This window comes from Achromobacter sp. UBA2119, from assembly GCF_002331005.1.
GTDB classification, from domain to species: domain Bacteria; phylum Pseudomonadota; class Gammaproteobacteria; order Burkholderiales; family Burkholderiaceae_B; genus Achromobacter; species Achromobacter animicus.
This window is the reverse complement of the sequence record NZ_DCYD01000019.1, coordinates 747,265-760,559: the sequence shown is the minus strand read 5'-3', so window position 1 is coordinate 760,559 and position 13,295 is coordinate 747,265. Positions and strand designations below refer to the sequence as shown.

At 66.1% G+C, this 13,295-nt stretch carries 14 protein-coding genes; 10 read left to right on the top strand and 4 right to left on the bottom strand.

The genetic code is table 11. The features are described 5' to 3' along the window. Positions 1–28 precede the first annotated feature (28 nt). Genes B3098_RS27045 through B3098_RS27035 form a run of 3 tightly spaced genes read right to left on the bottom strand, consistent with a single transcriptional unit; the run spans position 29 to position 4,439 of the window. Positions 29–1,276: an NAD(P)/FAD-dependent oxidoreductase gene (locus tag B3098_RS27045; RefSeq protein ID WP_286900225.1), complete on the bottom strand. Its 1,248-nt coding sequence runs from the start codon at positions 1,274–1,276 to the stop codon at positions 29–31. A gap of 8 nt (positions 1,277–1,284) precedes the next feature. Beyond that, complete coding sequence (locus B3098_RS27040; RefSeq protein ID WP_286900224.1) at positions 1,285–2,928, bottom strand: NAD(P)/FAD-dependent oxidoreductase; 1,644 nt, start codon at positions 2,926–2,928, stop codon at positions 1,285–1,287. Continuing rightward, entirely contained in the window at positions 2,928–4,439 is a 1,512-nt protein-coding gene (locus tag B3098_RS27035) for a polyamine aminopropyltransferase (protein WP_175123640.1), read from the bottom strand. Before B3098_RS27035 ends, B3098_RS27040 begins: the two co-directional genes overlap by 1 nt. Positions 4,440–4,529: 90 nt before the next feature. On the opposite strand from B3098_RS27035, the gene B3098_RS27030 reads away from it, so the two are divergent. The 8 genes from B3098_RS27030 to B3098_RS26995 all read left to right on the top strand — a co-directional run bounded on the left by B3098_RS27030 (position 4,530) and on the right by B3098_RS26995 (position 10,283). Continuing rightward, the gene (locus B3098_RS27030) at positions 4,530–4,916 is read left to right on the top strand and encodes a DUF350 domain-containing protein (protein WP_175123704.1); all 387 of its coding nucleotides are present in this window, start codon (positions 4,530–4,532) and stop codon (positions 4,914–4,916) included. Positions 4,917–4,955: 39 nt separating this feature from the next. Further along, positions 4,956–6,017 carry an SPFH domain-containing protein gene (locus tag B3098_RS27025; protein WP_286900223.1) on the top strand — a complete coding sequence of 354 codons (1,062 nt, stop codon included), beginning with the start codon at positions 4,956–4,958 and terminating at the stop codon, positions 6,015–6,017. Between the two features lie 6 nt (positions 6,018–6,023). Continuing rightward, positions 6,024–7,499: a DUF4178 domain-containing protein gene (locus tag B3098_RS27020; RefSeq protein WP_286900221.1), complete on the top strand. Its 1,476-nt coding sequence runs from the start codon at positions 6,024–6,026 to the stop codon at positions 7,497–7,499. Further along, a complete protein-coding gene (locus B3098_RS27015) occupies positions 7,500–7,664 on the top strand; it encodes a hypothetical protein (protein WP_286900220.1) in 165 nt (54 codons plus the stop codon). Continuing rightward, positions 7,661–8,011, top strand: coding sequence for an adenosylmethionine decarboxylase (gene speD, locus B3098_RS27010; RefSeq protein ID WP_286900218.1), 351 nt, complete (start codon positions 7,661–7,663; stop codon positions 8,009–8,011). The genes B3098_RS27015 and speD overlap by 4 nt, the downstream gene beginning before the upstream one ends. A gap of 119 nt (positions 8,012–8,130) precedes the next feature. After that, positions 8,131–8,889, top strand: coding sequence for a molybdate ABC transporter substrate-binding protein (modA, locus tag B3098_RS27005; RefSeq protein WP_279974317.1), 759 nt, complete (start codon positions 8,131–8,133; stop codon positions 8,887–8,889). A 24-nt stretch (positions 8,890–8,913) separates the two neighbouring features. Next, complete coding sequence (gene modB / locus B3098_RS27000; RefSeq protein WP_286900216.1) at positions 8,914–9,600, top strand: molybdate ABC transporter permease subunit; 687 nt, start codon at positions 8,914–8,916, stop codon at positions 9,598–9,600. Next, a complete protein-coding gene (locus tag B3098_RS26995; protein ID WP_279974314.1) occupies positions 9,597–10,283 on the top strand; it encodes a sulfate/molybdate ABC transporter ATP-binding protein in 687 nt (228 codons plus the stop codon). Before modB ends, B3098_RS26995 begins: the two co-directional genes overlap by 4 nt. A gap of 67 nt (positions 10,284–10,350) precedes the next feature. Here B3098_RS26995 and B3098_RS26990 read toward each other — a convergent pair whose 3' ends face one another. Continuing rightward, complete coding sequence (locus B3098_RS26990; protein ID WP_286900214.1) at positions 10,351–11,145, bottom strand: TOBE domain-containing protein; 795 nt, start codon at positions 11,143–11,145, stop codon at positions 10,351–10,353. 272 nt (positions 11,146–11,417) lie between these two features. On the opposite strand from B3098_RS26990, the gene B3098_RS26985 reads away from it, so the two are divergent. Beyond that, positions 11,418–12,014 (top strand): DUF4136 domain-containing protein, encoded by a 597-nt coding sequence (locus B3098_RS26985; protein WP_191575751.1) that lies wholly within the window; start codon positions 11,418–11,420, stop codon positions 12,012–12,014. Positions 12,015–12,024: 10 nt separating this feature from the next. Continuing rightward, positions 12,025–13,221, top strand: coding sequence for a patatin-like phospholipase family protein (locus B3098_RS26980; RefSeq protein ID WP_279974309.1), 1,197 nt, complete (start codon positions 12,025–12,027; stop codon positions 13,219–13,221). Positions 13,222–13,295: the final 74 nt, after the last annotated feature.

Genomic DNA, 13,295 nt, shown 5'->3' with positions numbered 1-13,295 from the left:
AACGCGGTCCTTCAAGGACCGCGTTTGCCTAGATGAACCGGCCGGGCCGGAAGGCCACGTGTCGAGATGCGGCGGCGCCTTCCAGCATCAGTTCCGCCAGCACCTTTGCCGTGCCCGGCGCGGTGCTGAAGCCGATGTGCTGGTGCCCCAGCGCCAGCCACAGGCCGGGATGGCGCGGCGCTTCGCCGATCATCGGGCGGCTGTCGGGCAGGGTGGGGCGGCGGCCCAGCCAGGCGGCGGCGTCCAGCCGGTCGCCCAGCGGTAAGGCCTCGCGGGCGCGCTGTTCCGCCAGATCCAGCTGCTCGGGACGCGCGGGCGCCTCGCAAGCGTTCAGCTCGACGCCCGTCGACAGGCGCAGCCCGCGTGCCATGGGCGACAGCACGTAGCCGCCGCCGGTGTCGTAAACCGGCCGCGTGACGCGCGCGCCGTCGCGGCCGCTGTAGTGCATGTGATACCCGCGTTCGAACGCCATGGGCAGGTCGATGCCGGTGGTCTTGAGCAACGCCTTGGACCACGGTCCCAGCGCGACGACCAGCCGGTCGGCCGACACCGATTCCGATGCGCTTGTCCCTTGCACCGTCCAGCCATTGGCGTCGCGGCGGATGGCGGCGGCGTCCATCCGTTTGAAGGTGCCGCCCTCGCGCTGGAACAGGCGGGCGTACGCGGCGACGACCTCGTGCGGATCATCCACCGAATACGAACCCTGAATCCACAATGCGCGGTGAAAGATCGGCGACAGGGCGGGTTCGACCTCGGCAAGTTCCGCAGGGTTCAGCTCGCGGGTCGGCACGTCGTACTGCGCGAAGGTGCGGCGCGCCAATGCGCCCGCGTTCCAGGCCGCCGCCGTGCGGTACAGGAAGATCCAGCCGGTGTCGCGCAGCCGGTGGCGCGCGCCGCTTTCATCCAGCAGCTTCAGGTGTTCGGGCGCGGACAGCCGGATCAGGCCGTCCAACGCGTTTGCAGTCTCCTGGAAGACGGACGGCCGCGCGCTCATGAGGAATCGCGCTGCCCAGCCCAGGTTCGAGGCCAGGTAGGGCCACCGGTATCGGAACTGGACGGTGTCGTTCTTCAAGAGACGCGGAAGTTGTCCCCAGAGGCCAGGGTGATTGAACGGCATCAGTGAACTGCGGGCCAGCACGCCCGCGTTGCCCATCGACGTTTCCATCCCGGGCGCCTGCCGATCCACCAGCGTGACCGACATGCCGCGCCGCTGCAGTTCCAGCGCGCAGCAGACGCCGACGATACCGGCGCCCAGCACGATGACGTGATTACCCATGTCTTGTCTCATCCTTGTCGATGGCCGCCCAGAATACGCGCTGCTGCCGTGACGCCCCACCATGAGGCTTCTTCAAAAACCGAATATCCCGACAGGTCGGCGTGCGCGAACAGCACCGGACCGTCCACGGCACGCAGGGCAGCCAGGCCCGTATTGGACAGGTAGCCGCGCACCGGCGTAGCCATGGCGTGGCCGCGCACCGTGATCTCCAACTGGCGCGCATTGCGCCAGAACTCCTTGCCATACGCCGCCACCAGATCCACCGCAGCCACGTCGCGCAGGTCTTGCGGGCTGGCGCGTGTCAGCCATTCGCGCGCGGCCTGCGGCGTCTGGCCGCTCAGCGCGTGATACGCGGTGAACACGCTGCGCGGCGTGCGCGCCACGCGCAGCAATTGATGGGTGGACACGACGTAGCCCAGCGCCTGGCCTTCGTAGACGACGTTGTCCCACGACAGCGGCTCGCCCGGCGCTTCCAGCGGATAGCCGTCCATGACGAAGTTCGACACCATCCAGGCCGCGTGCGGCGCGGCATGCGTGGCCGGGTCGTAGCCGTACGCGCGGATGTCCGGCAGCAGGCGCTGCGCGACAAAGAGCGGCATGGCGCAGACGGTGCGGCGGGTTTGCAGGGCATAGGCGCGGGCGGCGCCATCGGCCGACTCCTCGATGCACAGGACGCGCGGGCCGATGGCCAGTTCTTCGATACGCACCGCCGTGCCCGGCAGCAGCCAGTCTGCGTGGCCGAGCTTCTGCGTGATGGCCGCGCGCATCCGTTCGGCCAGCGTCGCCAGCCCGCCCGGCCAGGTCAGCACGGCGCCTTCGCCAGCATTGGCGGCATGGCCGTCGCGGCTGGCAAAGTAATGCAGCCCCGCCCACGCGGAGACGACCTCGATTCCCGCGCCGTAGTCGTCCCGGCAGCAGTAGTTCAGATACCAATGCAGCGCGGGCGAGGTATAGCCTTCACGCGCCAGCCAGTCCTTGAACGTCAGCGCGTCCAGCGCGCGCCACGCCGGATCGCGCGAGGACAGATCGAGCGGAATGCAGAACACCTTGCGGCCGTCGCTGCCGACCTGTGTGCGCAACTGATCGACCAGCGCCAGAAAGCGCTGGTGCTGGGCGGCGTCGGCATCCGGCACGTCCGTCATCGGCAGCAGGTGTTCTTCCCAGCGCCCGTTGCGCAGCAGTCTTTCCTGCGGAGAATGCACCAGCACGGCTTCGTCGTAGTAGGGACGCGCGTCGCCCGCGCCGCGCTCGATGATGCCGAAGTCGGCCAGCATTTCACGCACGTGGGCGGACGCGAGCGAGGGCAAGGGCAGGTAGTGCGCGCCCAGCGGATAGTCCAGCCCATCGCGCACGCCAGCCGCGGCGTTGCCCGCGAATTCGGGGCCCTGCACTACGACAAAATCGGTGAACCCTTCGCGGGCCAGTTTCCACGCGCAGGAAAGACCCGCCACGCCGGCGCCCAGGATTGCGACTTCTTGCTGCCGCGTGGCCGACGGCTGCGGCAGGGCGGCCTTGTCGCGCAGCGCGTGGCCGGCTTGCATGCCGGGATAGTGCACGTCGGGCGTCGTCTCGACGACGCGCGCGCGCCAATAGCCGACCGAGCCCGCCGCGGCGGCCGTGGCAGCGCCCAACAGGAAGCTGCGGCGCCGCATCAGCGGATGACCTTGCGCCAGTCCTCGTCGAAGTAGCGCACGAGCGATTGTTCGTTCAGGCGGTTCGGCGGCATGGCCAGCGCCGGCATGTCGGCGGGAAAGTGAAAGAGCTCGCGCACGGTGACGGCGTCCAGATAGCGCGTGGGCACGGTGATTTTTTCGGGCGGTGCGTAGTCGCGCCGCTTGCTGGCCAGGATGAAACCCCAGTCGCCGAACGACGGCACGTAGGTGTGATACGGCCAGGTGTTCAGGCCCGCTTCCTTCAGGGTGGCGTCCACGCTCCAGAACGAACGCGGCGCGAAGTAGGGCGAGGTGGACTGCACGACCATATAGCCGTTTTCCGCCAGATGCCGCGCCATCAGGTGATAGACCGGCACGGAATATAGCCGCCCCAGGCCGAAGTTGGACGGATCGGGAAAGTCCACCACGATGAAGTCGTAGACCTCGGCGTGCGTCTCCAGCCACCGCCCCGCGTCGTCATTGATGACGGTGACGCGCGGGTCTTTGAGCGCGCCCGCGTTCAGCGCGACCAGCGGGTCCGAACGCGAAAACAGATTCGTCATGGCCGGATCCAGATCCACCAGCGTGACATGCTCGACGTTCTTGTATTTCAGGATCTCGCGCACGGCCAGGCCGTCGCCGCCGCCCAGCACCAGCACGTTGCGCGCCCACGGCAGCACCTGCAGGCCGGGATGCACCAGCGATTCGTGATACCGGTGCTCGTCGCGCGACGAGAACTGCAGGTTGCCGTTGATGTACAGGCGCAGGTCGTCGTGCCAGCGCGTCACGGCCAGGCGCTGATACTGCGTGGTCTCGGCGTGGATGATGTCGTCGCCATACAGGCCTTTTTCGGCCCAGGCGGTCATGCTGCCAGAATAGACGAATCCCAGGCCCAGAATCCCCAGCACCACGCCGGCGCGCACGGCTTTTTCGCCGGGGCGGGTGACTTCGGCGCGGAACAGCCACGTGGTCCACAGCGCGACGCTGGCGTTCAGGATGCCGAACAGGAAGCTGGTGCGCAGCAGCCCCAGCTTGGGCGCCAGCAGCAATGGGAACACCAGCGACACGGCCAGCGCGCCCAGGTAGTCGAAGGTCAGCACGCGGCTGACGATTTCGCGGAATTCGGCCTTGCGCTGGTTGAAGACGCGCATCACCAGCGGGATCTCCATGCCGACCATCAGTCCGATGATGAAGACGCCGACATACAGCGCCGCGCGAAAGGGCGCGGACAGCCACGCGAACACCAGGAACAGGACTGCGGCCGACACGCCGCCCAACAACGCCACCAGCAGCTCGACGTCGATGAAGCGATTCAGAACGTCTTCGTCTCTTACATATTTTGACAACCACGAACCGATGCCCATCGCGAAGAGATAGCACCCGATCACGGAAGAGAACTGAAGGATCGAATCCCCAAGCAAATAGCTGGCGAGCGCGCTGCTGATGAGCTCGTAGCCCAACCCGCAGGACGCAACGATCAATACCGAGAGAATGAGAACGCGGTCGCGCATGGGAGTGTCCGAGCCAAAAAATGCGTTCGCAGTATATCGAACGCGACGTATATACTGCGCGCAATTGGGAGGCTGGCAATGGGAGAAGCAATGCATCCGGCGGTGACCTATCTGATCTATATCGTCTCGGCGCTTGTCATGCTGGGCGTTTTTACCGCGGTCTACACGGCCATCACGCACTACAAGGAATTCGACCTCATCCGCGAGGGCAACATTGCCGCCGCCCTGTCCTATGGCGGCGCGCTGGTCGGCTTCAGCCTGACCCTGTGTTCCAGCATCGCGGTCCACGCCAGCTTCGTCATGTTCGTGGTCTGGGGCGTGGCGGCGATGATCGTGCAGATCGTCGTCTACGCGGTGGTGTCCAAGGCCATACGCGGCATGACCGACGCCATCGCCGAAAACAACATCGCCATGGGCGGCCTGATCGGCGCGATTTCGCTGTCGGCCGGCATCGTCAACGCCGCCTGCCTGACCTGAGCGGCGCGCACTCTCCGATCTGACACAGGAGGACTTTCCATGAGTCTCGGTTCATTCATTCGCAAGCAGTTCATCGACATCCTGCAATGGAACGAGGATCGCGACGGCGTGCTTGCCTGGCGCCATCCGATGCAGGATTTCGAAATCCAGTACGGCGCCAGCCTGACCGTGCGGGAATCGCAGATGGCGGTGTTCGTCAACGAAGGCAAGGTGGCCGACGTGTTCGGCCCCGGCATGTACAAGCTGACGACGCAGACGCTGCCGATCCTGACCTACCTGAAGAACTGGGACAAGCTGTTCGAGTCGCCCTTCAAGTCGGACGTCATCTTCTTCAGCACCCGCCTGCAGTTGGGCCGGCGCTGGGGCACGGCGCAGCCGGTGACGTTGCGCGACAGCGAATTCGGCATGGTGCGTCTGCGTGCGTTTGGCGTGTATTCGTACCAGATCTCCGATCCCGGCAAGTTCTACCGCGAAATCAGCGGCACGCGCGACGTGTACACGGTGGACGACCTTGAAGCGCAACTGCGCAATATGGTCGTGGCTGCCATGACGACCGCCCTGGGCAGTTCCAAGGTGCCGTTCCTGGACATCGCCGGCAACCAGGGCCTGATGTCGCAAAGCATCGCCGAACAGCTCGCGCCCGTGTTCGACCGCTACGGCGTCAAGCTGGACAACTTCACGGTCGAGAACGTGTCGTTGCCTGAAGAGCTGCAGAAGGCGCTGGACACCCGGATCTCGATGGGCATGGCCGGCGACCTGGGCAAGTTCACACAGTATCAGACGGCGACGTCGATTCCGCTGGCCGCGCAGAACGAAGGCGGAATTGCCGGCATCGGGGCGGGCCTGGCGGCCGGGGCGGCGCTGGGCCAGACGATGGCGCAGGGGCTGGGCGTATCTCAGGGCCAGCCGCAGCAGCCGGCCCAACAGCAGCCGGCCCAACAGCAGCCGCAGCAGCAGCCGCAACAACCCGCCGCTCAGCCCGCGCAGGCCGATCCGGTGCAGCGCCTGCAGCAATTGAAAGACCTGCTGGACAAGGGCCTCATCACGGCGGCGGACTACGACTCGGCCAAGGCCGAGGTGCTGAAGAAACTCACCAGCTAAGGTCCCATGCAGCAGGTTCTGTGTCCGCAGTGCGGCGCCCCAGTCAAGTTCACGTCCGCGGCCTCCGTCATGGCGGTCTGCGGCGCCTGCCGCAGCACCTTGCTCAAGGATGCCGAGTCGGTCAGGCGCATCGGCGAGGCGGCCGACGTCCTTGAGGACTATTCGCCGCTGTGCCTGGGCGCGACGGGCACCTATGACGGCAAGCGCTTTGACGTCATCGGCCGCATCCAGATGCGCTTTGACGAGGGTTTCTGGAACGAGTGGTACGTGTGGTTCGATGACGCGTCCGACGGCTGGCTGTCGGACGCCTCGGGCCAGTATGCCGTCACGCGGCGGCGCAAGGTCAAGTCCGTGCAGGAGATGCCGGCGTTCGACAGCATCTCGCCCGGCGACGAACTGAAGCTCGACGGCCAGCGTTTCGTGGCGGCGGACGTGCGCACCAGCCAGGCCGGCGGCGCGCAGGGCGAGCTGCCCTTCGTGCCGGGCGACGGCTGGCAGGCCAAGGTGGCCGACTACCGCAGCCTGGACGCGTTCCTGACGCTGGATTTCTCGGACGGTCCGCAGCCCGAACTCTATATCGGCAAGGCGTTCGACCTGTCCGCCATGCAGGCGGGCTCGTTGCGCACCAAAGAACAGGTCGAGGAAACCGCGGGACGCTTCCGCGGCCAGATCAAGGCGCTGGACTGCCCGAACTGCGGCGCGCCGATCTCCTTCGTGGCCGCCATGGCCACGAATGTCGTTTGCCCGTCGTGCGCCGCCGCCGTCGACTGCTCGGGCCCGACGGCCGAGGTCATCGAGAAGGCGCGCAAGGTGCAGAAGATCCGCGCCACGCTGCCGCTGGGCTCGGTCGCCAAGATGGAAGGCGCCGACTTCACGCTGATCGGACTGATGAAGTGCGCCGATCCCGATCCCGAAGAACCTTCAAGCTGGATGGAATACCTGCTGTTCAGCCCGGCCAAGGGGTTCGTCTGGCTGGTGGAGTCCGACGAGGGTTGGGAACGCGTGCAGGTCTGCGACACCTGGCCCAGCCACAACAACGCCACCAGCGTGCGCTGGCGCAACCGGGTGTACCAGAAGCTGTACGACTACACCTCGCGCGTTGAAATGGCGCTGGGCGCGTTCAACTGGCGCGTCAAGGTCGGCGACAGCACGCAGATCACGGATTACCAGGTCGGCACGTTGAAGCTGACCCGCGAACTGGCCGACAAGGAACTGGGCTGGTCGGCGTCGGCGCCGGTGTCGCCGGCGCAACTGGCGCAGTGGTTCGACCGCCCGGAGCTCAATCGCCAGAAGGCGATGCGGATGGCGTCGGCCAAGGGCGGGGGCGGCTATCGCAAATGGGCCAAGGGCGCGCTGATCGCGATGGTGTTCCTGAACTTCAACAATATTTTTGCCGGCCGCTTCATTCCGGTTCTGATCGGGATGGTGTTTCTCTGGCTACCGGCCATGCTGGCGGACATGCTGACAGGCGAGGACGAATAGATGAAGGGCAAGTTGTTGTATGCCATGTACGCGATGGTGGTCGTACTGGCCACCACCAGCGCCAGTGCGCCGGGCACGCGCCTCTCCGGCGGCAGCAGTAGCAGCAGTTGGGGCAGCAGCTATTCCGGCGGCTCGGGATGGTCATCGGGCGGATCCCACAAGTGACCGTGTACGGGACACCCGGCCGGCACGTGCTGGCGGACTTCCGCGGCGTGGCGCCAGGCCTCCTGACCGACGCGCAGGCGCTGGAACGGCACATGACCGCGGCGGCGCGCGCGGCCGGGGCGCAGGTGCTGAGCACCCATTTCCATCATTTCGGGGAAGGGGCGGGGGTAACCGGCGTGATCCTGCTCAGCGAATCCCATATCAGCATCCATTCGTGGCCGGAGCACTGCTTCGCGGCCCTGGACATCTTCATGTGCGGCGCGGCCCGGCCCGAAACCGCGTTGGACTTTCTGCGCGTCGCGCTGGCGCCCGAGTCCGTGCATGTCACCACTGTCGACCGCGGCTGATTCCGCCGCCCGGCGTCTCCCTTGATATTTCATAAACCCCTGTGGCGAGCGAAATTGACGACCGTTATATACCTGGATATATTTCGATTCTGACCCGCCGCCATCCACAGGAGAAATACATGTTGCACAAACGCCCGCTCGTGGCGCTGACCGTGGCGTTCGCCGCCGCCTGGAGCGCCAATGCCAGCGCCGGAGAAATCGTGGTGTCGGCCGCCGCCAGCCTGACCAATGCCTTCAAGGAAGTGGCGCAGGGCTTTGAAAAGGAACATGCCGGCACCAAGGTGGTCCTGAACTTCGGCGCCTCCGACGTGCTCTTGCAGCAGATCGTGAAGGGTGCCCCCGCGGATGTATTCGCGTCCGCCGACCAGAAGGCGATGGACAAGGCGGTCGAGGAAAAGGCCGTCAAGCCTGCCACCCGCGTGGACTTCGCGGCCAACCAGATCGTGCTGATCGTTCCGACTGACAGCAAGGCGGGCATCAAATCGCTCAAGGACCTGGAGCGCGACGAGGTCAAGCGCATTGCTTACGGCAATCCGGCCTCGGTGCCCGTCGGCCGGTATACGCAGGCCGCGCTGCAGGCCGAGGGGCTGTGGGACGCCGTGCAGGCCAAGAGCGTGCTGGCGCAGAACGTGCGCCAAAGCCTGGACTACGTGGCGCGCGGCGAGGTCGATGCGGGCTTCGTGTTCGCGACCGACGCGGCCATCATGCCGGGCAAGGTCAATGTCGCAGTGCGTGTGCCGTCGACCACGCCCGTGACCTATCCCATTGCGTTGACCACGCGTGAGGCCGCGGCCAAGGAGGCCGAAAGCTTCGTGGCCTACGTCATGTCGCCCGCCGGGCAGGCGATACTGTCGCGTTACGGCTTTCAGAAGCCCTGAGTCTTTGTTGAATCGTAGGTATTGATGAGTGATCCGGTCTGGGTGCCGCTGCTGCTTTCCCTGAAAGTGGCAGGTTGGGCCACGCTATTGGCGACCGTGGCCGGCGCGGCTGCGGCGTACGGCCTGTCGCGCTGGCGCTGGCCCGGCCGCGACCTGCTGGACGCCATCCTCACGCTGCCGCTGGTGCTGCCGCCGACCGTGCTGGGTTACTACCTGCTGGTGCTGCTGGGCCGGCGCGGCATCATCGGCGAGACGCTGGCGCGCTGGAATATCGAGCTGGTCTTCACGTGGCAGGGCGCCGTGATCGCGGCGTCGGTGGTGGCTTTTCCGCTGGTGTTCAAGTCGGCGCGTGCCGCGTTTGAAAACGTGGATGGCCAGCTTGAAAACGCGGCGCGCGTGCTGGGCGTGGGCGAGGCGGGCGTGTTCTTTCGTGTCACCTTGCCGCTGGCTGCCCGCGGCATCGCGGCCGGTGTGCTGCTGGCGTTTGCGCGGGCGCTGGGCGAATTCGGCGCCACGCTGATGATCGCCGGCAACCTGCCGGGCCGCACGCAGACGCTGTCGGTCGCCATCTACGAAGCGGTGCAGGCGGGCGATGACGCCACCGCCAACATGCTGGTGCTGGTCACATCCATCACCTGCATCGTCGTGCTGCTGGCCGCCGGCAAGCTGGTGCCCATCGGCGCTGGCCAGCGCAACGGAGGCGGGCGATGAGTATCGACCTTGCAGTGCGCAAGCATATGGTGTCGGGCGACCGCAAATTCGAACTCGACGTGCAGTTCAAGTCGGCCGCCAAACGCATCGCGCTGTTCGGGCCCTCGGGCGCGGGCAAGAGCCTGACCTTGCGGGCCGTGGCCGGATTGCTGCGCCCCGACGCCGGGCGCATCGTCATCAATGGACGGGTGCTGTTCGACAGCGAGTCGGGCATCAACCTGCCGGCGCGATCGCGCCGCGTGGCGTACCTGTTCCAGGACTACGCGCTGTTTCCCCATCTGACCGTGGCGCAGAACATCGCATTCGGCCTGCGCGGCGGTTGGCTCAATCCGCCACGCCGCGAGGTGACGCGCGAGGCGCAGCGCTGGGTCGACGCCTTTGAACTGGGCGCCATCGTCGGCAGCTATCCCAACGAGATATCGGGCGGGCAGAAGCAGCGCGTCGCGCTGGCGCGGGCGCTGATGCTGCAGCCCGACATCCTGCTGCTGGACGAACCGTTTTCCGCGCTGGACTCGCAGTTGCGCGGCAAGATGCGGCAGGAACTGGATGCGTTGCAGCGGCAACTGGATGTGCCGATGCTGCTGATCACGCACGATCCCGCGGACGTGGAGGCCCTGGCCGACGAGGTGTTCGAGGTGCGCGAAGGCAGGGTGGGGCGCCACGACGAGAGCGTGGGGCTGTAATCAACATGGTGAAGGCCTGATTCACCTGACGGCCGGACTTGGGTGAAGGCCGCCCTGACTGCAGAAGTCAGTCCAGCACGCCGAGAATCACGCTGGACGCCTTGAAGATCGCCACCGCCTCGGCGCCGACATCCAGCTTCAGGTCTGCGGCGCTCTCGTTCGTGACGATGGCCGCCAGCGTGGCGCCGCCGTCCATGGCAATCAGGATTTCGCTGTTGACGGCGCCCGGGCGCAGATCAGTAATGCGCCCCTGCAACTGGTTGCGCGCCGACAGGCGCAGACCAGGCCCCGGCGCGCCGACGATGACCGACGACGCCTTGACCAGCGCGATGGCTTCCTTGCCGGGCGCAAGGCCCAGCTCTTTGGTGCTTTCGCGGGTGATGGTGGCCGTGACCGTGTGGCCGCCGGCGATGCGCAGCGCCACTTCATCGTTGACGGCGCCTTCGCGGATGTCGATGACGGTGCCCAGAAACTTGTTGCGTGCGCTGGTCTTGAGCATGAAACGCCTCATCAGGTCGATGTCGCCGCTGGCATCCAGCCCCGCGCGCGTCAGGTTGTCCATGAACTTGCGATGTTCGACTTCAAGCGCCCGGAAGGTCGTGATCAGGCGGCGCGCCCGGTCAGTCAGCTGCGTGCCGCCGCCGCCCTTGCCGCCCGCCGCACGCAGCACCAGCGGTTCGCCGGCCAGGTTGTTCATGGCGTCGATGGCGTCCCACGCGCCCTTGTAGCTCATGCCCACGGCGCGCGCCGCCGCCGTGATCGATCCAGTCGCGTCGATCTGCGCCAGCAGATCAATGCGGTTCTTGCCGCCCCAGGTCTGGGCGCCGGAGCGAAACCAAATGGAGCCGTCGAGTTCAAGCATGGGCGTGTCTGTAAGGATGGCCGGAAGCGACGGGAAGTGTAATGGACCCGGCGCGCGGGGCGATAGGGAAGTGATCCTGCGCCGAGTGGAAGTCGTCCTGCTCGGCGCCACGGCAGTCCGGACGCGCCGGTGAACAGGCACCCCCAATTTGGCGGCAAGCGCGGCTTCGCGTGATCTTGCCTGGAATTTTGCTGGTTGCGAATGAGATTCTGTTGAAACTTTGATGGCTTCGCGGCACTATGTGGTCGCCTTGAACTCACGGAGAGATCGACATGAAAGCGTTGAAATTGCTGACGGCGGGTTCCATGACGGCATTACTGGCGGCCTGCGCCTCAGGCCCAACGGTCAAGAGCGATTACGACCACCAGGCAAATTTTGCGCAGTACCAGACGTTCGGCTACATGTCTCCGCTGGGGACGGACAAGGCCGGCTACAACACGCTGCTGACCGAACGGCTCAAGAGCGCGGCCCGCGGCCAGATGGAAATGCGCGGCTATACCTACAGCGCCACCAATCCCGATTTGCTTCTGAATTTCGGCGCGAAGCTCCAGCAGCAGACCGAAGTCACGCCCGGCTTCGCGCCCATGGGCCCGTATTACGGGTATCGCACCGGTTTCTATGGCGGCTGGCCCGGCTACGGCTGGGGCGACGACGTCTACCAATACACCGAAGGCACGCTGAGCGTCGACCTGGTGGATGCGCGGCGGCGGCAACTGGTCTGGGAGGGCGTCGCCGTGGGCGAGGTCCAGAATCCCGACAGCGCGGGTTCGGCGGAGAACGTGGACAAGGTGGTGGCGGAGGTCTTCGCCAAATACCCGTTCCGCGCCGGCGTCGGCACGCCGCAGGTGCCCGACAAGACCAAGCGATAGAGGACGCCGCATGACCGCTCGCCGCAAGGCCCTGGCCGAAGACACCGGCGATACGCCGCCCTACGATACCGTCGCGCTCGTGCTGCAGGGCGGCGGCGCGCTCGGTTCCTACCAGGCGGGGGTGTACCAGGGCCTGCACGAAGCCGGCATCCGGCCCAACTGGATTTCCGGCATTTCCATCGGGTCGATCAACGCCGCCATCATCGCAGGATCCCCGGAAGACGAGCGGGTCGACCGGCTGCGCGGCTTCTGGGAAAGCATCTGCCGGCCCACCGGTTTTGCCTCGTTGCCCTGGGGTGATGCCTTCACCCGCATGTTCGAGGGCCAGCCGTTTGGCTTTGGCTCGCCCGCGATGAACGGGCAGGTCTCGGCAATGCAGGCCCTGTTGACCGGCCAGCCCGGTTTCTTCAAGCCGCGCTTTCCGCCGCCCTATCTGGTGCGGGGCCGCGGCGCCGCTTCCACCAGCTTCTACGACACCACGCCGCTGGCCGACACGCTGCGCCAGTTCGTGGATTTCAAGCTGCTCAACAGCGGCGCGGTGCGGGCCAGCTTCGGCGCCGTGAACGTGCGCTCGGGCAACTTCGCGTATTTCGACACCCTGCATCACACGCTCGGTCCCGAGCACGTCATGGCCTCGGGCGCCTTGCCGCCGGGGTTCCCGTCGGTGGAGATCGGCGGCGAGCACTATTGGGACGGCGGCGTCGTCTCCAACACGCCGCTGGCGCAGGTGCTGACCACCGAAAACATGCGTGACACGCTCGCGTTCCAGGTCGATCTCTGGCCGGCGCGCGGCGAACTGCCCACGTCGCTCGAAGAGGTGGCCGAACGGCAAAAGGATATCCAGTATTCCAGCCGCACCCGTCTGGTCACCGATCAGCTGCGGCGCGTGCTGAAGCTGCGGCACGGGCTGCAGCGGCTGCTTGAGCGCCTGCCCGAAAGCGAACGCGACGCGCCCGACCTGGCCGACATCCGCAAGCTTTCGCACACGCCGGCCACCAACATCATCAACCTCATCTACGAGGCCAAGCACCGCGAGCGGTACTCCAAGGACTACGAGTTCGGCACCGAAGCCATGCGCGAGCACTGGGAGTCGGGATTGACGGACATCCGCCGCACGCTTGAAAAGCCGGGCATCCTGGCCCGTCCGACGCAGGACAGCTGCTTCGTCACGCACGACATCCATCGCAACGGCACGCATCATTCTTAGCGGGCGGCGGGATCATCCGGCGGCGTAAAAGTCGGATTGGTCTGATAGATGAGCGGCGACGGGCGCAAAACCCC

Bases quoted from the DNA above. Each gene is read 5' to 3' on its own strand.
- B3098_RS27045 (WP_286900225.1), bottom strand. From the start codon at position 1,276: ATGGGTAATCACGTCATCGTGCTGGGCGCCGGTATCGTCGGCGTCTGC.
- B3098_RS26990 (WP_286900214.1), bottom strand. From the start codon at position 11,145: ATGCTTGAACTCGACGGCTCCATTTGGTTTCGCTCCGGCGCCCAGACC.
- B3098_RS27025 (WP_286900223.1), top strand. From the start codon at position 4,956: ATGAGTCTCGGTTCATTCATTCGCAAGCAGTTCATCGACATCCTGCAA.
- B3098_RS27030 (WP_175123704.1), top strand. From the start codon at position 4,530: ATGCATCCGGCGGTGACCTATCTGATCTATATCGTCTCGGCGCTTGTC.
- B3098_RS27040 (WP_286900224.1), bottom strand. From the start codon at position 2,928: ATGCGGCGCCGCAGCTTCCTGTTGGGCGCTGCCACGGCCGCCGCGGCG.
- B3098_RS27015 (WP_286900220.1), top strand. From the start codon at position 7,500: ATGAAGGGCAAGTTGTTGTATGCCATGTACGCGATGGTGGTCGTACTG.
- B3098_RS26995 (WP_279974314.1), top strand. From the start codon at position 9,597: ATGAGTATCGACCTTGCAGTGCGCAAGCATATGGTGTCGGGCGACCGC.
- B3098_RS27020 (WP_286900221.1), top strand. From the start codon at position 6,024: ATGCAGCAGGTTCTGTGTCCGCAGTGCGGCGCCCCAGTCAAGTTCACG.
- B3098_RS27035 (WP_175123640.1), bottom strand. From the start codon at position 4,439: ATGCGCGACCGCGTTCTCATTCTCTCGGTATTGATCGTTGCGTCCTGC.
- B3098_RS26980 (WP_279974309.1), top strand. From the start codon at position 12,025: ATGACCGCTCGCCGCAAGGCCCTGGCCGAAGACACCGGCGATACGCCG.
- B3098_RS26985 (WP_191575751.1), top strand. From the start codon at position 11,418: ATGAAAGCGTTGAAATTGCTGACGGCGGGTTCCATGACGGCATTACTG.
- modB (WP_286900216.1), top strand. From the start codon at position 8,914: ATGAGTGATCCGGTCTGGGTGCCGCTGCTGCTTTCCCTGAAAGTGGCA.
- modA (WP_279974317.1), top strand. From the start codon at position 8,131: ATGTTGCACAAACGCCCGCTCGTGGCGCTGACCGTGGCGTTCGCCGCC.